Annotated in this window: 15 protein-coding genes; 12 read left to right on the forward strand and 3 right to left on the reverse strand. The window is 62.9% G+C overall.

From position 1 onward, the window contains the following. The first annotated feature begins 97 nt into the window (after positions 1–97). Entirely contained in the window at positions 98–277 is a 180-nt protein-coding gene (locus QQL76_RS18875; protein WP_126012289.1) for a Flp family type IVb pilin, read from the forward strand. A gap of 7 nt (positions 278–284) precedes the next feature. On the opposite strand, the gene QQL76_RS18880 is transcribed toward QQL76_RS18875, so the two are convergent. Next, a complete protein-coding gene (locus tag QQL76_RS18880; RefSeq protein WP_499208934.1) occupies positions 285–1166 on the reverse strand; it encodes a methyltransferase domain-containing protein in 882 nt (293 codons plus the stop codon). A 77-nt stretch (positions 1167–1243) separates the two neighbouring features. On the opposite strand from QQL76_RS18880, the gene QQL76_RS18885 reads away from it, so the two are divergent. From QQL76_RS18885 to QQL76_RS18900, 4 genes are all read left to right on the forward strand, one after another. Further along, positions 1244–2014 carry a ComF family protein gene (locus QQL76_RS18885; RefSeq protein WP_499208990.1) on the forward strand — a complete coding sequence of 257 codons (771 nt, stop codon included), beginning with the start codon at positions 1244–1246 and terminating at the stop codon, positions 2012–2014. A gap of 80 nt (positions 2015–2094) precedes the next feature. After that, positions 2095–2355: a glutaredoxin 3 gene (gene grxC / locus QQL76_RS18890; protein WP_404862935.1), complete on the forward strand. Its 261-nt coding sequence runs from the start codon at positions 2095–2097 to the stop codon at positions 2353–2355. Positions 2356–2358: 3 nt separating this feature from the next. Continuing rightward, positions 2359–3219 carry a carbon-nitrogen hydrolase family protein gene (locus QQL76_RS18895; RefSeq protein WP_499208935.1) on the forward strand — a complete coding sequence of 287 codons (861 nt, stop codon included), beginning with the start codon at positions 2359–2361 and terminating at the stop codon, positions 3217–3219. After that, positions 3216–3647 (forward strand): DUF1178 family protein, encoded by a 432-nt coding sequence (locus QQL76_RS18900; protein WP_499208936.1) that lies wholly within the window; start codon positions 3216–3218, stop codon positions 3645–3647. The genes QQL76_RS18895 and QQL76_RS18900 overlap by 4 nt, the downstream gene beginning before the upstream one ends. A gap of 56 nt (positions 3648–3703) precedes the next feature. Here QQL76_RS18900 and ubiG read toward each other — a convergent pair whose 3' ends face one another. Continuing rightward, positions 3704–4495 carry a bifunctional 2-polyprenyl-6-hydroxyphenol methylase/3-demethylubiquinol 3-O-methyltransferase UbiG gene (ubiG, locus tag QQL76_RS18905; RefSeq protein ID WP_499208937.1) on the reverse strand — a complete coding sequence of 264 codons (792 nt, stop codon included), beginning with the start codon at positions 4493–4495 and terminating at the stop codon, positions 3704–3706. A gap of 225 nt (positions 4496–4720) precedes the next feature. Between ubiG and QQL76_RS18910 the strand changes: the two genes are divergently transcribed. From QQL76_RS18910 to QQL76_RS18940, 7 genes are all read left to right on the forward strand, one after another. After that, positions 4721–5974 carry an aspartate kinase gene (locus tag QQL76_RS18910; protein WP_499208938.1) on the forward strand — a complete coding sequence of 418 codons (1254 nt, stop codon included), beginning with the start codon at positions 4721–4723 and terminating at the stop codon, positions 5972–5974. A gap of 114 nt (positions 5975–6088) precedes the next feature. Next, positions 6089–8359, forward strand: coding sequence for a phosphoenolpyruvate--protein phosphotransferase (ptsP, locus tag QQL76_RS18915; protein WP_126012271.1), 2271 nt, complete (start codon positions 6089–6091; stop codon positions 8357–8359). A gap of 17 nt (positions 8360–8376) precedes the next feature. After that, a complete protein-coding gene (gene prfA, locus QQL76_RS18920) occupies positions 8377–9456 on the forward strand; it encodes a peptide chain release factor 1 (protein ID WP_499208939.1) in 1080 nt (359 codons plus the stop codon). Positions 9457–9459: 3 nt separating this feature from the next. Continuing rightward, complete coding sequence (gene prmC, locus QQL76_RS18925; protein WP_499208940.1) at positions 9460–10338, forward strand: N5-glutamine methyltransferase family protein; 879 nt, start codon at positions 9460–9462, stop codon at positions 10336–10338. A 300-nt stretch (positions 10339–10638) separates the two neighbouring features. Further along, the gene (locus QQL76_RS18930) at positions 10639–11583 is read left to right on the forward strand and encodes a DUF4167 domain-containing protein (protein ID WP_499208941.1); all 945 of its coding nucleotides are present in this window, start codon (positions 10639–10641) and stop codon (positions 11581–11583) included. A 216-nt stretch (positions 11584–11799) separates the two neighbouring features. Beyond that, complete coding sequence (gene clpB / locus QQL76_RS18935; RefSeq protein ID WP_499208942.1) at positions 11800–14412, forward strand: ATP-dependent Clp protease ATP-binding subunit; 2613 nt, start codon at positions 11800–11802, stop codon at positions 14410–14412. A gap of 238 nt (positions 14413–14650) precedes the next feature. Next, entirely contained in the window at positions 14651–16135 is a 1485-nt protein-coding gene (locus QQL76_RS18940) for a L,D-transpeptidase family protein (RefSeq protein ID WP_499208943.1), read from the forward strand. Between the two features lie 80 nt (positions 16136–16215). Here the strand turns inward: QQL76_RS18940 and QQL76_RS18945 are convergent, their stop codons facing one another. Continuing rightward, positions 16216–18165 (reverse strand): M23 family metallopeptidase, encoded by a 1950-nt coding sequence (locus QQL76_RS18945; protein WP_499208944.1) that lies wholly within the window; start codon positions 18163–18165, stop codon positions 16216–16218. Positions 18166–18736: the final 571 nt, after the last annotated feature.

Raw genomic sequence — 18736 nt, forward strand, 5'->3', positions numbered from 1 at the left:
CACGCAATTTAGCTGTTGCGTAAGAATTGCCCCTTATTCTCGTGTCGCATGATCTGGGCCCGTCCACCGACCGGCCAAGCCAAGAGGCCGAGCTGACATGACGATCCTCAAGCGTTTCTGGAGCGAGCGAAGTGGCGCGACGGCTATCGAGTATGGTCTGATCGCGGGACTACTTTCCATCGCCGTCATCGGTGGCGTTTCCGGAACCGGCTTCAGCGTTCAGAACCTCTATGGCAATGTTGCCAACGAAGTCGTCGACGCCATGAGCGGCGAATAGCACGCGCTCAATATTCGCCGGACGTGGATTTCAAGATATCTGCAAGGCTGACCGTCGCTGAACCCCGGCGCGCTGGCTTTTGCTGGCTCTCATGCGGACGCCAGCCGGACATGTGAATGATGCGAAACGTTGCGCGGATGCGCCCGTCCGGATCTGAAAACCGCTCCGCATAAAGTTCGGCAGCACGCAGGAAAAGCGCCCGCGAAGCGGGGCGGCGGCTTCTTCCTGAAAGCGGGTTCGCCATGCCCATCGCCCTTAAATCCCGCATCAGCCCGAACATGTCGGAATAGCGCACGGTCAGCGTGTCCACATCCGTCACCGGCAGCGCAAAACCTGCCCGCTGCATCAGCGCACCGGCGTCGCGGATATCCGGAAACGGGATCACCCGCGGCGCGGCGCCGCCGGAAAGCTCGCTTTCAGCCGCGATCAGCGCCTCACGCAGCTCGCCAAGCGTGCCGGCGCCGGGCATGGCGCCGAGAAAGAGGCCGTCGGGCTTCAGGGCACGGTTGATCTGAATGAGGACGCCCGGTGTATCCTGCGTGAGGTGCAGCGACAGCGGTGATACGATCAGGTCGGCCGTCTCGGGTTCCAGCGGCACGGTTTCCAGCGAGGCGACCTTGCCGTCCGATTGCCCGATCAAAACCCGATCCGTTTCGATGCGGATAAGCCGGTCGATGCTGCCGCTCGAAAGAAGCCGCTCACCTACGATCCCCGTGTGCCCATGCAGTTCAACGGCGACGGAAAACCGGCGGCTCACGGCTGCCAGCCGTTCAGCCAGATCCTCGGCGACGTGCCTCAGCAGGAAGTCGGCACCCTCGGTCGCTCTGGCGCGCGCCCGGCGGCGTTGCAGCGCCAGAAATGCCTGATCGAATAGGGATTGGTCGGTCATCCGTCGCCTGTCTCAGGTTGCACGTGCTTAAGGCAACCCCCGTATACCGCGTGTCGCCGTTTCGCTATCCTGGAAAGATGGTGACGATCGATCCTCCCGGCCAGGTTTCAGCGGTGCGCAAACAGGCTGGCGCGCTCTGGTCGCGTCTGGTGTCGCTCGTCTATCCGCCCGTCTGCCTCGGCTGCTCGGTCATTATGGCCCGCCATGGCGGACTGTGCGCCACATGCTGGTCGGGTGCGGAATTCATCGAGCGTCCCTACTGCGAGGTCCTGGGCGTACCTTTTGCTCACGATCAAGGGGAGGGTGCGATCTCGCCTGCGGCATTGGCCGAGCCTCCGGATTACCACCGGGCGCGTGCCGTGATGCTCTATGGGGATATTGCCGCAAGCCTCGTGCACCGCCTGAAATACAATGATCGTCTCGATCTCGCCTCCATCATGGCCGCGTGGATGGTGCGTGCCGGGGATGGACTGGTCGAAAAGGCGGACGTCATCGTGCCGATCCCACTGCATCGCCTTCGGCTCCTTTCAAGACGCTACAACCAGTCGGCGGAACTCTCGCGGGCTTTGGCGAGGCTCACGGGAAAGCCGCACGGGATCGGCTTGCTCGTGCGCCGCCGCCAGACGAGGCAGCAGGTCGGCCTCGGCGAGAAAGCCCGCCAGCGCAACGTGCGGGGTGCGTTCGTCGTGCCGGACGAAGTCAAGGCCGACATCGCCGGAAAACGGGTTCTCCTGGTCGACGACGTCTATACGACGGGTGCTACGGTCAATGCTGCGGCACGCGCATTGAAGCGTGCCGGCGTGGCCGATGTGACAGTTTTGACCTTCGCCCGGGTTCCAGATCCATGATGCGTGGCGCCGATCCCTTGCAGTGCGGGGCGGCTGCCCCCTATATCGAAGCTGACACGCAAGCAAAGCCGGAGTGCATCATGCCGCCAGTCGTCATCTATACCCGCCAGTTCTGTGGCTTCTGCAGTGCCGCCAAGCGGCTGCTGGAGACCAAGGGCGTGGCGTTCGAAGAACGAGATGCGACTTTTTCGAAGGAGCTTCGGGCAGAAATGATGCAGAAGGCCAACGGCCGCGCCACCTTTCCGCAAATCTTCATCGGCGACGTCCATGTCGGCGGCAGCGACGATCTTCATGCGCTAGAGCACGATGGCAAGCTCGATCCGATGCTGAAGGCAGGCTGATCCATGGCAAATTTCAAGGCCGCCGCCGTCCAGATGCGCTCCGGCACCGAGCCTGGCGCCAACATCGAGACGCTGCGGCGTCTGGTGGGCGAGGCAGCCGCAGCCGGCGCGACCTACGTGCAGACCCCCGAGATGACCGGCATGATCCAGAAGGATCGCGCGCGTCTTTTCGAGCAGCTGAAGCCTGAGGCGGAAGATGACGTGGTTGCCGCAGCCGCCGATCTTGCAAAGCGCCACGGGGTGCATCTGCACATCGGTTCGACGGCCATCGCACTCGGTGACGGCAAGGTCGCCAACCGCGCGTTCGTCTTCACCCCGGATGGCGCGATCGCCGCACGCTACGACAAGATCCACATGTTCGACGTCGATCTCGACAATGGCGAGAGCTGGCGGGAAAGCGCGGTCTATCGGCCCGGCGAGGCAAGCTGCCTCGTCGAGCTGCCTTTCGCGCGCATCGGGCTTGCCGTCTGCTACGACGTCCGATTCCCACATCTGTTCCGGGACCTGGCGCTGGCAGGGGCACACGTACTTACGGCACCTGCTGCCTTCACGCGCCAGACGGGCGAGGCGCACTGGCATGTGCTCCAGCGCGCCCGCGCCATCGAGAACGGCGCCTATGTGATATCGGCCGCGCAGGGCGGTCTCCACGAAGACGGTCGCGAAACCTATGGACACTCGGTGATCATCGACCCGTGGGGCCGCGTGATCGCGGAGGCCGATCACGACGAACCGGCTGTCATCGTCGCCGAGATCGATCCTGCGACTGTCGCGGCGGCCCGGGCCAAGATCCCCAATCTGAAGAACGCGCGCGGCTATCAGAACGCAGCCGCAGTCCATACGGCCGAGCAGCGACAAACCGCATGATCAAATTTGCCTTGAGTTGCGACCGGGGCCACGCATTCGAGGCGTGGTTCGCCAAGAGTGCGGATTATGACGACCAGACCGCACGCAATCTCGTTTCATGCCCGCAATGCGGCTCGACCAAGGTCACGAAAGCCTTGATGGCCCCGGCGGTGGCCGGCACACGTAAGGCCGACAGCGCGATGCAGCCGCTGGCGATGAGCGCCGAACAGGCCGAGAAGCTGAAGAAAATACGCGAGATGGTGAGTGCGATCCGGTCGTCGTCGGAAGATGTGGGCGACCGCTTCCCGGAAGAAGCCCGCAAGATCCACTACGGTGAAAAGGAAGAGCGCGGCATCATCGGACGGGCCGCACCCGACGAGGCGCGAGCACTTCTGGAGGAAGGCATCGCCGTTGCGCCCCTTCCCCATTTTCCGGATGACGCGAACTGAAGCGAATCCGCGTAAAGTGGTCGTCGGTTCACCGTTCGAAAACGCGTGAGCTTGATCTAGATCCTTGAAGCCGCTGCCGCCTTCGGCCGCTCGGCCAGAACCATGTAATTCACGTCCATATCGCGCGACAGGTTCCAGCTGTCGCTGAGCGGACTGTAGAAGACGCCGGTCCGGTCGATGAGGTTCATTCCCGAAGCTTCGATCGGACGCTGCAGCTCTTCGGGGCGCACGAGTTTTTCATACTGGTGCGTGCCCTTCGGCAGCCAGCGCAGCACATACTCGGCGCCGACGATGGCGAGTGCACCGGCCTTCAGCGTGCGGTTGATGGTGGCAACGAACATCAGGCCACCCGGGCGCACCATCGAGGCGCAGGTCGTCATGAAGAAGTTCACATCCGAGACGTGCTCGACGACTTCCATGTTGAGGATGATGTCGAAGGTCTCGCCTTCGGCGGCAAGCTGCTCGGCCGTCACCGCGCGATAGTCGACCGAAACGCCGCTTTGGGCCGCGTGGATCTTGGCAACTTCGATGTTCGTTGCCGAAGCATCGGCGCCGACGACCTCCGCGCCCATGCGCGCCATCGGTTCCGACAGAAGTCCGCCGCCGCAGCCGATGTCCAGCACGCGCAGGCCCTGAAGCGGCTTCGACGAGCGCGCATCACGCCCGAAATGCAGGCTCGCCTGGTCGCGAATGTAGGTGAGGCGCACCGGGTTGAACTTGTGCAGCGGCTTGAACTTGCCGGTCGGGTTCCACCATTCACGCGCAAGCGCCGAGAAGCGGTCGACCTCGGCCTGGTCGATGCTGGATTGACGGCTGTCACCGTTCTTGTCCTCGGCTGCGATCGTCATGGCGCGTTCTCCTTGTTCCTGAGTGCCAAGTCGGGCGCGCATGGGAAGATGTCAAGCACCGCAGACTTTGAATGCTTGGGTTAAGCCGCCCATCTGCGCCGCTCGCCCGTTGCGGGTCGCCTGCACTTGCGTTATGAGAGCCGCGTTTTCAGGCGGCCTTGGCGGGAGAGGCCGCTCTCGAACGAACCCTTCCCCTGATCCTCAATCGGAGCTCGGATACCGCCGATGGCACGTATCGTCATGAAGTTCGGCGGAACATCCGTTGCCGATCTCGACCGCATCCGCAATGTCGCGCGCCACGTGAAGCGCGAAGTCGACGCCGGCCACGATGTGGCGGTCGTCGTCTCTGCCATGGCCGGCAAGACCAACGAGCTCGTTGCCTGGACGCGCGGCGCATCACCCATGCACGACGCGCGCGAATATGATGCGGTCGTTGCGTCCGGCGAACAGGTGACCGCAGGACTGCTGGCGATCACGCTGCAGTCGATGGACATCAATGCGCGCTCCTGGATGGGCTGGCAGATCCCGATCCGCACCGATAACGCCCATGGCGCCGCGCGGATCATGGAGATCGACGGCACGGAGCTCATCCGCCGCTTCGGCGAGGGCCAAGTTGCCGTCATCGCTGGTTTCCAGGGCATCGGGCCTGACAACCGCATCGCCACGCTCGGGCGCGGCGGTTCCGATACGAGCGCCGTCGCCATTGCTGCGGCCATCAAGGCCGACCGCTGCGACATCTATACCGACGTGGACGGCGTCTACACCACCGATCCGCGCGTCGAGCCCAAGGCCCGGCGCATGAAGAAGATCGCGTTCGAGGAGATGCTGGAAATGGCGTCCCTCGGCGCCAAGGTTCTGCAGGTCCGCTCCGTCGAGCTGGCCATGGTCCACAAGGTGCGCACTTTCGTGCGTTCCAGTTTCGATGACCCCGATGCACCGGGCATGGGCGATTTCGACAATCCACCCGGTACGCTGATTTGCGACGAGGAAGAAATCGTGGAACAGGAAGTCGTCACCGGTATCGCTTATGCCAAGGATGAAGCGCAGATCTCGCTGAGACGGCTTGCTGACCGTCCGGGCGTCTCTGCCGCCATTTTCGGGCCGCTCGCCGAAAGCCACATCAATGTGGACATGATCGTGCAGAACATCTCCGAGGATGGTTCGCGCACCGACATGACCTTCACGGTGCCGACCGGCGATATCGACAAGGCGCTCGCCGTGCTCGATCGCGAGCGGTCGAAGATCGGTTACGACGCGATCCAGAGCGAAGCGGGTCTGGTCAAGGTGTCGGTCATCGGGATCGGCATGCGCAGCCATGCGGGCGTGGCGGCAACCGCGTTCCGCGCGCTGGCTGAAAAGGGCATCAACATCAAGGCGATCACGACGTCCGAGATCAAGATCTCCATCCTCATCGACAGCCCCTACGCCGAGTTGGCCGTGCGGACTTTGCATTCGGTCTACGGTCTCGATAAAGGTTAAAGACAGCATATGGGGATTCGTGCTGGAGGTGAGGCCGCGGCCACGCGGTATCGATAAGGCGCGCCGGGGTGGCACGCCGTAGGCGGCGCCATGGAGAGTGGGAGCCAACACGCAATGAGAGACCTGTCTGCGGGTCCGCGCGTTCTGTTGCGGCGGCTGCGCGAACTGATGGCGGAGCCGCTCGGCCCGCAGGAACGCCTGAACCAGATCGTGCGCCAGATCGCGCAGAACATGGTCGCCGAAGTGTGCTCGTTCTACGTGCTGCGTGCCGACGGCGTGCTGGAGCTCTACGCCACCGAAGGTCTCAATCCCGACGCCGTCCACCTTGCCCAGCTGAAGATGGGGCAGGGCCTCGTCGGCACCATCGCGGCCAGTGCGCGGCCGCTCAACCTCTCCGACGCCCAATCCCATCCGGCCTTCGCCTATCTGCCGGAGACGGGCGAAGAGGTCTATCATTCCTTCATGGGCGTACCGATCCTGAGGGCCGGACGCTCGCTCGGCGTTCTCGTCGTGCAGAACAAGGCCCGGCGCAACTATCGCGACGACGAGGTCGAGGCGCTCGAGACGACGGCGATGGTCCTCGCCGAGATGGTCGCCACGGGCGAGCTGAAGAAGATCACCCGTCCGGGCATGGAACTTGACCTCTCCAGGCCGATCTCCATCGACGGAGATGCCTATGGCGACGGGATCGGGCTTGGCTATGTCGTGCTCCACGAGCCGCGTGTGGTCGTTACGAACCTGCTCAATGACGACATGGATCTGGAGCTGAAGCGCCTCGACGAGGCGCTGGGTTCGCTCAGGATATCAATCGATGACATGCTGTCGCGCCGCGATGTGTCCATGGAAGGCGAGCACCGCGAAGTGCTCGAAGCCTACCGCATGTTCGCCCATGACCGGGGCTGGGTGCGGAAGATGGAAGAGGCGATCCGCAACGGCCTGACGGCGGAAGCGGCGGTCGAAAAGGTGCAGAGCGATACCCGCGCGCGCATGATGCACCTGTCGGACCCCTATCTGCGCGAGCGCCTGCATGATTTCGACGATCTCGCCAACCGTCTCCTGCGTCAGCTGATCGGTCGCTCCGGCCCATCGACGGCAGAGGGGTTTCCCGATGCCGCGATCATCGTTGCGCGTGGGATGGGTGCGGCTGAACTGCTGGACTACACCCGCTCCAAGATCCGCGGTCTGGTGCTGGAAGACGGTGCGATCACGAGCCACGTGGTGATCGTTGCGCGCGCCATGGGCATTCCGGTCGTCGGCCAGGCAACCGGCGTAGTCTCGCTTGCAGAAAACGGCGATGCCATCATCGTCGACGGTGAAGACGGCAAGGTACATCTGCGCCCGATGCCGGACCTTGAGAAGGCCTACGCCGAAAAGGTCCGCTTCAGGGCAAAAAGGCAGGAACGCTTCCGCGAACTTCGGGCTGTCGAGCCGGTGACGAAGGACGGCACCCGTGTCGACCTGATGATGAATGCCGGCCTGCTCGTAGACCTGCCGCAGATCGAGGATTCCGGCGCCGGCGGCATCGGTCTCTTCCGGACCGAGCTGCAGTTCATGATCTCGTCCACCATGCCGAAGGCGGACGATCAGGAGCGTTTCTATACCAACGTTCTCCGCCAATCGGGCGACAAGCCCGTTACCTTCCGCACGCTCGATATCGGCGGTGACAAGGTCGTGCCCTATTTCCGCGGCGCCGAGGAGGAGAACCCTGCGCTTGGCTGGCGGGCGATCCGCCTGTCGCTCGATCGTCCCGGTCTCTTGCGCACCCAATTCCGTGCCCTTCTGCGCGCTGCTGCCGGTCGCGAATTGCGGCTGATGATCCCGATGGTCACCGAAGTCCGCGAGATCCGCGAGGCACGCGAGCTTTTGAACCGCGAAGTGCGCCATCTCTCCCGCTTCGGCCATGACCTGCCGCGCAAGCTGCGCTTCGGCGCCATGCTGGAAGTGCCGAGCCTTCTCTGGCAGCTGGACGAACTGATGGCGACGGTCGATTTCGTGTCGGTCGGGTCCAACGACCTCTTCCAGTTCACCTTTGCGGTCGATCGCGGCAATGCGCGTGTTGCCGATCGCTTCGACAATCTCGGCCGCCCGTTCCTGCGCGTGTTGCGCCAGATCGTGGAAGCGAGTAACCGCCACGACACGCCGGTCACGCTCTGTGGTGAGATGGCGGCGAAGCCTCTCGGCGCGATGGCATTGATCGGGCTCGGTTTCCGCTCCATATCCATGTCGCCGGCCGGTATCGGTCCGGTGAAGTCGATGCTGCTGGCGCTCGACGCCGGCCAGCTGCGGACGGAAATGGCAAAGGCGCTTGAGGAGAGCGGGCCCGACACGCGCCCGATGCGCGAGCTCCTCACCGAGTTTGCCGAGAACAACGCGATTCCGCTTTGACCGAATTAGGGTGACTGATGGCAGTTTTGCCGATCGAGAAGATGCGCGAGCTCGAGCGCCGTTACAGCGAGATCGAGGCGCGCATGGCGGCGGGGCCGGACTCCGACGTCTATGTGAAGCTCGCGTCCGAATATGCCGAGCTTGGGCCGGTGGTCGCCAAGATCCGTGAATATGAGAAAGCGACGGCCGAGCTCGAGGATTTGGACACCCTGCTTGCCGACAAGGCCACCGATCGCGAAATGCGGGAAATGGCCGAGCTGGATTACCCCGACGTGCGCGATCGTATCGAGGCGCTCGCAGCCGACATGCAGATCATGCTGCTGCCGAAGGATGCGGCGGACGAAAAGAGCGCGATCCTCGAAATCCGCGCCGGCACCGGCGGCTCCGAGGCCGCGCTTTTCGCGGGGGATCTCTTCCGGATGTATGAGCGCTATGCCGCCGACCACAACTGGAAGGTCGAAGTGCTGTCGGCAAGCGAAGGCGAAGCCGGCGGATACAAGGAAATCATCGCCACGATCTCCGGCCGAGGCGTGTTCTCGCGTCTCAAGTTCGAATCCGGCGTCCATCGGGTTCAGCGCGTTCCGGAAACGGAATCAGGCGGTCGCATCCACACCTCCGCCGCGACCGTCGCCGTGCTGCCGGAAGCCGAGGATATCGACATCGAGGTCCGCAACGAAGACATCCGCATCGACACGATGCGCTCGTCTGGCGCCGGCGGCCAGCACGTCAACACGACGGACTCCGCCGTGCGCATCACGCATTTGCCGACCGGCATCGTCGTGACGTCGTCGGAGAAATCGCAGCACCAGAACCGTGCCAAGGCCATGCAGGTGCTAAAGGCGCGCCTTTACGACATGGAGCGCCAGCGCGCCGACCAGGAACGCTCGGCTTCGCGCAAGAGCCAGGTCGGGTCGGGCGACCGGTCCGAGCGCATCCGCACCTACAATTTCCCGCAGGGGCGGGTGACGGATCACCGCATCAACCTGACGCTCTACAAGCTCGACCGCATGATGATCGGCGAGATCGACGAAGTCGTTGATGCGCTTATTGCAGACTATCAGGCCGGTCAGCTCGCATCGCTGAGCGAGGCCAACTGATCGATGGCCGAGGCCGCCGCCATGACGCTTTCCGCCCTGCTGAAGCAGATGCGCGAAAGGTTCGAGGCGGCTGGGCTGGCGACGCCGCGTGACGATGCGCGGCTGCTTCTCCTCGAGACCTTGAGCATCAGCCTGACGGATCTGGTGACCCGTCCCGACGAGCCGGTCGATCCTGCACGGCTCGATGTCGTTTGGGAGCGCATGGAACGCCGGCTGCAGGGGGAGCCTGTTCACCGCATTCTCGGGCACCGTGAGTTTTATGGCCTGCAGCTTTGCCTTTCGACAGACACGCTGGAACCCCGTCCGGACACCGAAGTGCTTGTGGAGGCCCTTGTGCCGCATCTGCGCCGGATCATCGACGAGAAGGGCGCGTGCCGCATCCTCGATCTTGGAACAGGAACCGGCGCGCTGGCGCTTGCGCTGCTCTCCCTCGATCCACGCGCCACTGCAGTGGCAACGGACGTCTCGGCGAATGCGCTCGAAACGGCCAGCGCCAATGCCGCGGCACTGGGACTTGGCGACCGGTTCGTCCCGGTCGAAGGCAGCTGGTTCGCGCCGGTCGAACGGCTGTTCGACATCATCGTGTCAAATCCGCCCTATATCAGGACGTCCGTGATCGGCGAACTCGCGGTCGAAGTGCGCGAGCATGATCCGCTTCTGGCACTCGATGGCGGTATGGATGGGCTCGACGCCTACCGTGCCATTGCCGCGGGCGTGAACGATCATCTCGCGCCCGGCGGGACGGTCGGTCTCGAAATCGGGTTCGACCAGCGCGAAGACGTCACGGCACTTTTCGAGGAGGCGGGGCTGGCGCGGCTCAGTGCGGTCCGGGATCTTGGCGGTAACGACCGCGCTCTGATCTTCACCAGGAAGGCTGCCTGAACAACCGTGGAATGCAGCCGCGCTGAGAAAGGGCTTGGAATCGCATACAAAGCACTATAGGTTCCAACGAGCATTAGGCAGCAGGTCTCGGTCAAGGGCCAGCCCGTAATGGGGCGTTCCCAGTATCGCAGGTGCGATCGTCGCAGGACCTCTGGTGCTTGAATCTGTTTAACCCCAATCGTCGACAAGTTCGCGGATGTGACGCGTCTTGATCGCGGCGCTCAGTGCATCGGCGCGCCCAGTGCCGAACATGCACGATGGCGGAAAGACCAGCCAACCAAGGGAAATCGGAATCCACTCATGAGGTCAGGACAGCAGAAGCAGCGCGGACGCGGCCGCAACAACGGTGGCGGAGGCGGTGGCGGCAATAATGGCGGCAACAACAACCGCAAAGGCGGCAATCCGCTCTCGCGCTCCTATGACAGCACTGGCCCCGATGTGAAGATTCGCGGTACAGCGCAGCACATCGCTGAGAAGTATGCGACGCTCGCCCGTGACGCGCAGAGCGTTGGCGACAACGTCATGGCTGAAAACTATTTCCAGCATGCCGAGCATTACAACCGCATCATCGCGGCGGCCCAGGCCCAGATGCAGGAACGCTTCCAGCGCAACGAACGCGACTTCGGCGGCGACGGCAACAATGACCGTGACGACGATGATGATCAGCCTCAGATGGGCGGCTATCGTGAGAACGACCAGGATGATCGTCAGCCTCAGCAAAATCGCGACAACCGCGAAGGCCGCGAGCAGCGCGACAACCGCGAAGGCCGTGACAACCGCGAAGGTCGTGACAATCGAGAGGGTCGCGAAGCGCGTGAAGGTCAGGAAGGCCGCGAAGGTCGCCAGCCGAACGCGCAGCGCCCAGAACGCCAGGATCGCCAGGATCGAGCAGAACGCGGGCCGCGTCGCGAGCGTGGCGAAGGCCAGCAGGATGGCGAGGGACGTCGTGAGCGCCGCGAGACTGCGGTAGCCCAGCCGGAGGAGGCGACCAGCCAGCCGACGGACGAGACCCCAAAGGCTCCGGTGGAAGCTGTTGCCGCAGGCACCGGCCCTCAGCCGGAGATCGAGGCAGCGCCGGTCGAAGCATCAAGCGACGACGAAAGCGCGGAAGGTGCGGCTCCGAAGCGCGCCCCACGCCGTCGGGTCGCCGCAGCGCGCCCGAAGCGGGTACGCGCCAAGGCTGACGAAAGCGGTGACGCGCCGGAAGCAGGCGCCGCCGAACCGGTGGCAGTTCCCGGCGAATAAACGCCGCCAGATCGTCGATACTCATGAGCCTCCGGACCTGGTCCGGCGGCTTTTTTCATGCGCTTTTGATCGATGTCATTTTGCGGAGCCGCGTCCTCTTTCAGCGTGGTCACCGGCTTCCCATATGCATCGGGAAACGGCTTGCCGAATTGGGAGCCGATCGCAAATCGTGTCCTCGTGCTTCGAGAAGGCGAGGTCGACAATGGAGATGCGCACATGAACGTCGAAAAATACACCGAGCGGGTCCGCGGCTTTCTGCAGTCCGCCCAGACCTACGCTCTGGCTGAAGGTCACCAGCAATTCACGCCCGAACATGTCCTGAAGGTGCTTCTGGACGACAGCGAAGGCATGGCAGCGGCTCTGATCGAGCGCGCCGGTGGCCGTCCGAAGGACGCGCTTCTGGCCGTCGAAGCCGCGCTCGCCAAATTGCCGAAGGTCACCGGCGGCAACGGCCAGGTCTATCTCGCTCAGCCGCTCGCCAAGATCTTCCAGACAGCGGAAGAGGCCGCCAAAAAGGCTGGCGACAGCTTCGTCACCGTCGAGCGGCTTCTGCTCGCAATGGCGATCGAGACCAGCGCCAAGACCGCGGAGATCCTGAAGCAGGCAGGCGTCACCGCCAAGGCGCTGAATGATGTCATCAACGATGCCCGCAAGGGCCGCAAGGCCGACACCGCATCGGCTGAAGACAGCTTCGAGGCACTGAAGAAATACACGCTCGACCTGACGGCCAATGCCCGCGAAGGCAAGCTCGACCCGGTGATCGGCCGCGACGATGAAATCCGCCGCACCATCCAGGTCCTGTCGCGCCGCACCAAGAACAACCCGGTTTTGATTGGTGAACCCGGCGTCGGCAAGACCGCGATCGCCGAAGGTCTGGCTCTGCGCATCGTCAATGGCGACGTGCCGGAATCGCTGAAGGACAAGCAGTTGATGGCGCTCGACATGGGCGCTCTCATTGCGGGTGCGAAATATCGCGGCGAGTTCGAGGAGCGCCTCAAGGCCATCCTGACCGAGGTTCAGTCAGCCAATGGCGACATTATCCTCTTCATCGACGAGATGCACACACTGGTGGGCGCCGGTAAAACAGAAGGTGCGATGGATGCGTCGAACCTGCTGAAGCCTGCTCTCGCACGCGGCGAACTTCATTGCGTCGGCGCGACCACGCTCGATGAATATCGCAAGCACGTGGAAAAGGATGCGGCGCTCGCCCGTCGTTTCCAGCCGGTTTTCGTTAGCGAACCGACCGTGGAAGACACGATCTCCATCCTGCGTGGCCTGAAGGAAAAGTACGAGCAGCACCACAAGGTACGCATTTCCGACAGTGCACTCGTTTCAGCCGCAACATTGTCGAACCGCTACATCACCGACCGCTTCCTGCCGGACAAGGCGATCGATCTGGTCGATGAATCTGCGGCCCGCCTGCGCATGCAGGTGGATTCCAAGCCGGAAGAACTCGACGAACTCGATCGGAGGATCATCCAGCTCAAAATCGAGCGCGAAGCCCTGCGCAAGGAAACCGACCAGGCCTCGCGCGACCGGCTCGAGCGCCTGGAGCAGGATCTCGGCGAACTGGAAGAAAAGTCTGACACGTTGACGGCACGCTGGCAGGCTGAAAAGCAGAAGCTTGGTCTCGCCGCCGATCTGAAGCGGGAACTGGACGAAGCACGCAACGAGTTGGCGATCGCGCAGCGCAATGGCGAATTCCAGCGCGCCGGCGAGCTTGCCTATGGGCGCATTCCGGAACTCGAAAAGCGGCTCGTCGAAGCGGAAGAAAAAGGCGACACCGTTGCCGCCGGCATGATGGAAGAGACGGTCACGCCTGATCACATCGCCCACATCGTGTCGCGCTGGACGGGCGTCCCCGTCGACAAGATGCTGGAAGGCGAACGCGACAAGCTGATGCGCATGGAAGACGAACTCGCCAAGCGCGTCGTCGGCCAGGGCGAAGCCGTGCAGGCGGTTTCGAAAGCCGTGCGCCGTGCCCGCGCGGGACTGCAGGACCCGAACCGGCCGCTCGGCTCCTTCATCTTTCTCGGCCCCACGGGCGTCGGCAAAACGGAGCTGACCAAGGCGCTTGCCGATTTCCTGTTCGACGACGACCAGGCGATGGTCCGCATCGACATGTCGGAGTTCATGGAGAAGCACTCGGTCGCAAGGCTAATCGGCGCTCCTCCCGGCTATGTCGGTTACGAGGAAGGCGGCGCGCTGACGGAAGCCGTACGCCGGCGTCCCTATCAGGTCGTGCTGTTCGACGAGATCGAGAAAGCGCATCCCGATGTGTTCAATGTGCTCCTGCAGGTGCTGGACGACGGCCGCCTGACCGATGGCCAGGGCCGAACCGTCGACTTCCGCAACACGATGATCATCATGACGTCGAACCTCGGTTCCGAATATCTCGTCAATCTTGGCGACGATGAGGATGTCGATCAGGTACGCGACAGCGTCATGAACGTCGTTCGGGCGTCGTTCCGACCGGAGTTTCTCAATCGCGTCGACGAGATCATCCTGTTCCACCGCCTGCATCGCCAGGAGATGGGCAAGATCGTGGAAATCCAGTTGCAGCGCCTGATGCGCCTCTTGGCCGACCGCAAGATCACCATCGAACTTGACGAGGAGGCTCGGACGTTCTTGGCCAACAAGGGCTACGATCCAGCCTATGGGGCCCGCCCGTTGAAGCGGGTGATCCAGAAGGAAGTGCAGGATCCGCTCGCCGAGAAGATCCTGATGGGCGAGATTGCCGATGGCAGCCGCATCAAGGTTACCGCTGGCTCTGATCGGCTCCAGTTCCGGGCATCCGGCACGACACAGGGTGCAAACATCGCAGCCTGATATCGCTTGAAAAACAGACAAAGGCGCTCCGTCGGGGCGCCTTTTTTGCGTGTGGCCGCTCGCGCTTCAGCAACCGTTCATCTTCAAACCGCCATCTTCGCGCAAACTATTAACGCTAGGGATCATAGACATTCGCGTGGGCGCAAACCGATTCGTTGCCCGCTGCGTTGATATGGGGATCGCCGTTCAACAACGGCTGAATGGTCGAAAGGCCATCGCAAGAAAAGAGGGAACCGGAGTGTCGAAGCTCGTCTCTTCCTGTGTCGCAACGGCGCTGATGCTGTCAGCTGCCCCGGCCATCGCGCAGTACTACGATCCGTATGGCCGCCCGCCGCTGCCGGAGCTTCGCGAATACATCGACAATGCCGGCAACCGGGTGTTCCTCAACCAGTATGGCGAAGTCGTCTCGATCGTGCCTCCCGTGGATCGAGCGCCCGTGACCGGCAGCATTCCGCGGGATTACAATGGCGGCGGCTATTATGATGGCGGCCAGCCTGTGCTCGAAGGTCGGGTCGATCCCTACCGCGACCCGTATGGATATGACGATGGGGCGTATCAGCCCTTTCCTCAGCAGGATCCGGGCCAGTATTACCCGCCGCAGCCAAATTATGGTTCGGTCGATCGCCAGCCGATCCAGCCGTCCAATCCCGGCTATGACAATTCCGGACCCCAGCCCTATACGCCGCCGGCTGGCACGAGCGGCCCCGCGACAGCCACGCCTGCACCCTCGCGTGCCGGCTCGCCCGAAGTTGCCGCTCTTCAGGTCTATCTCGATCGCCGTGGTTTTTCTCCAGGCGTGATCGATGGCCAGATCGGATCGAATGTGCGCAAGGCACTCGCTGCCTACGAACAGGCGACCGGCGAGCGGATCGATCCGAACGATGTCGACGGCATCATGAACCGCCTGGTCGCGACCGGCGGCCTGCCGATCAAGCAATACACGATCACCAACGAAGACGTTGCGGGCCCGTTCATCGCCTCGGTGCCAACCGACTATTCGGAAAAGGCGCTTCTGGAAAACATGTCGTTCACCTCGCCGGCTGAAATGCTTGCCGAACGCTTCCACATGGACGAGGGCTATCTGCGCGCGATCAACCCGAACGCAGACTTCTCGCGCCCCGGCACCGTCATCAAGGTCATGGACACGGGCAACAACGTGAAGGCGAAGGTCACGCGCATCGTCGCCGACAAGAGCCTGAAGCAGGTGTTCGCCTACGATGAGAGCGGCACTCTTGTGGCCGCATATCCTGCCACGATCGGCTCCCAGGGCACGCCGTCACCATCGGGCACCCACACGGTGGAACGCATCGCGCTCGATCCGAACTACACCTACAATCCGCGCATCAACTTCAAGCAGGGCAACAATGATCGCGTCCTGACCATTCCGCCCGGCCCGAACGGCCCCGTCGGCACGGTCTGGATCGCACTTTCAAAGCCGACCTACGGTATTCATGGGACACCGGAGCCGTCCGCGATCGGCAAGACGGAAAGCAATGGCTGCATCCGCCTGACCAACTGGGACGCGCGTGAACTCGCTGGAATGGTCGAGCGCGGTGTCGTGGTCGAGTTCGTGGACGATCAACCGATGCTTCTGTCGGAGACGGAAACACAAACACAGCCGATGGCGGGTCAGGCACCTGCCGCTTCCGCGCAGCCTTCGGTCAATGCGCCGCAGCCACTGCAGCCATCGATCCAGCAGGGCGCGTTGCCGTCGATCCAATAAGACGCGTCGATTTCCAGAGCTAAAGCTGCCGGCGGTCCGATGGGCCGCCGGTTTGCGTTTGAAGAGCAAACTACCGGAAATCAGCGGCTGGCCAGTTCCGATTCCGACCCGTCCGCTTCCATCAGCTGATCGATACGCTCGCGTTCCTGGTTGAACGCGGCAAGTGCCTCGCCTTCCAGAGACTTCGCATCGGGAAGGCGCACGCGCATCGGGTCGACCTTTGAGCCGTTGACGCTCAGCTCGTAATGGAGGTGAGGGCCGGTCGAAAGGCCGGTCGAACCGACATAGCCGATCACCTGGCCCTGGGTAACCCGCGCGCCGGGCTCAACGCCCTTGGCGATCGCGCTCTGGTGAGAATAGGTGCTGACATAGCCATTGGCGTGGCGGATTTCCGTATGGCGGCCGAACCCGCCGGAATGCCAGCCCGCGCTCTCGACCACGCCGTTGCCGGAGGCAAGAATCGGCGTGCCGCTCGGTGCGGCCCAGTCGACGCCGGCATGCATGCGGCTATAGCCGAGGATCGGATGGCGGCGCATGCCGTAGGACGACGTGAACCGACCGTTCGGGACGGGATTGCGCAACAGGAACTGCCGAACGCTGCGCCCTTCCTCGTCATAATAGTCGATCGTCTGGTCTTCCGGATTGCGGAAACGGTAAAAGCGCGTCGAGCGATCGCCGAACGTCGCGTTGACGAACAGAAGCTCGGAATCGTCGCCCGCTTCGCCTCTTTCGTCTTCGACGGAGAAGAAGGCCTCGAGCCGGTCGGTCGGCCGAAGCCGCGCCTGGAAATCGATGTCGCTTGCGAGCAACCGGACGATCTGCGACGTCAGCTCGGCATTCATTCCGTAGGAAAGCGCTGCCCGGTAGAGCCCGTCATAGACACTCGGAAGCTCACGGCCCGGCTGGACGGGAACGGCATCCGTATCCAGCGCTGCGGCCACGATCTCGGAATTGGCCGGCTCGACCGCGCGCACGAAATAGCCGCGATCGTTTTCGGCGAGCGTCAATTGATGCTCGGTGCCGTCGTAGATGCTGGCGCGCACGATGCGGGTCTGCTCGCCGCGCTGCTCGATGCCGAGCCGAAGCACATGGCCTTCTCTCAGCCGCGAGGATGCGGCGAGGTTGGCGAAAATGCCGGACACCATGGCAGCCTGGCTGTCGTCATAGCCGGCCGTCGCCATGGCTTCGATGATTTCGCGCTCTTCGCCGACCGTGATGACGTCTTCCAGATACTCCACCGCCGATGCATCGAAGGGCGCTTGGACCGAGACGGAAACGTTTTCGGTGATGACTCGGGAATTGAGGCTGGCACTGAAGTCGAGATCGAGACCGTCGGTGGCGAAGCGGCGCGGGTCGACATAATGCAGCGCCGCCACCTGGATCGACCCGTCCGTCAGGATCGATCCGTTGCTGCGCACGGTTTCTTCCGCCTCATCGACGGTGATGGCCGCTCCATAGGCGAGTTCGGTATCGCCGAGCGGGAAGTCACGCGTTCGCAGGCTGACTTCGGATTCCACCTGCGCGCCATAGATGACGCTCGTGTCGCCCGTCGCGGGCGCTTCTTCTGCCGTGCCCGTAGAAAAGATCGCGAGTGGATCGAACGGTGGATACTCTTCCTGGGTCTGGTGGTTTGCTGCCAGGGCCACCTGAATGTGAGCGAAGGGCTTGCGTCGGATCACTTCCCGATCGCCGTCGCGGATCATCGTGGAGACTTCCATGATGGAGCGATCCTTGGGGCGAGACGGCACCAGCGACGCAACGATGCGGCCACCTTTCGCCACATCGCGGCGCGCCGTCTCGGAGCCATCGGCGCTGAGCGCCATGGCCTGGGCCGGCAATGCCAGTTGCTCGCGTCCATTCACGGCTGCAAAAAGCGCAATGCCCATCAGCGCGCACGAGGTCACGCCTGTCAGAAAAGTGCCTGAAAGCCAGCGCAGCGAGATCTCGCGACGGTCGGGCGCCCGGCGCCCGTCTGCCATTAGCGGCGGCTCGTTCCCGATCTGGCTCGTCGAATGTCTTCTAGACCTCATCCCCGGATATCGTGCCCGCTCCATGGCCCTCACGACGGGCCACTCCATAAGTCTCTTCTGATATCGAACCTTCTGTGCCTTCTCAAACGCGTGAAGTCAAACCCTTGGGGTCAGCCATACCGGCTTCAAGACACCGCCGAATCGGGTTGCTTTGTCCGATGAAGACAGAGAGACCCTAATCCACGAAGATTGTGCCAAGGATGCGGCGGCGATCTGCATTCGTGCGACGCATGCCTTGCTCGCGCGCGTATCCATATACGGGGGCTCATCAAAATGCTCTCTCCTTATGGAGGGACGTCGCCTGGCAGCGAGCAATTCCGATTCCCCTCGATTAAGAACGGAAGGCTTCCTAGAAAAGCCGAGCGAGACAAGACTGCGAAGGCGCGCCCGTGCCTTGAGTGGTTCTCTGAACGTGGGAATGGATCTCGTCAGAGCGTCGAATGGCTCGCGAGTCCCAGAAACACGGGGGTTCGCGGACGCCCGTCATAAAAAGTTCGCGCAGACGACGATTTTTCTGCAAAATGGCTGTTGACCGGAACGAATAGCTCGGACTATAACCCGCTCACCAACG

Source organism: Rhizobium albus (genome assembly GCA_030160035.1).
Classification (GTDB): Bacteria; Pseudomonadota; Alphaproteobacteria; order Rhizobiales; family Rhizobiaceae; genus Georhizobium; species Georhizobium albus.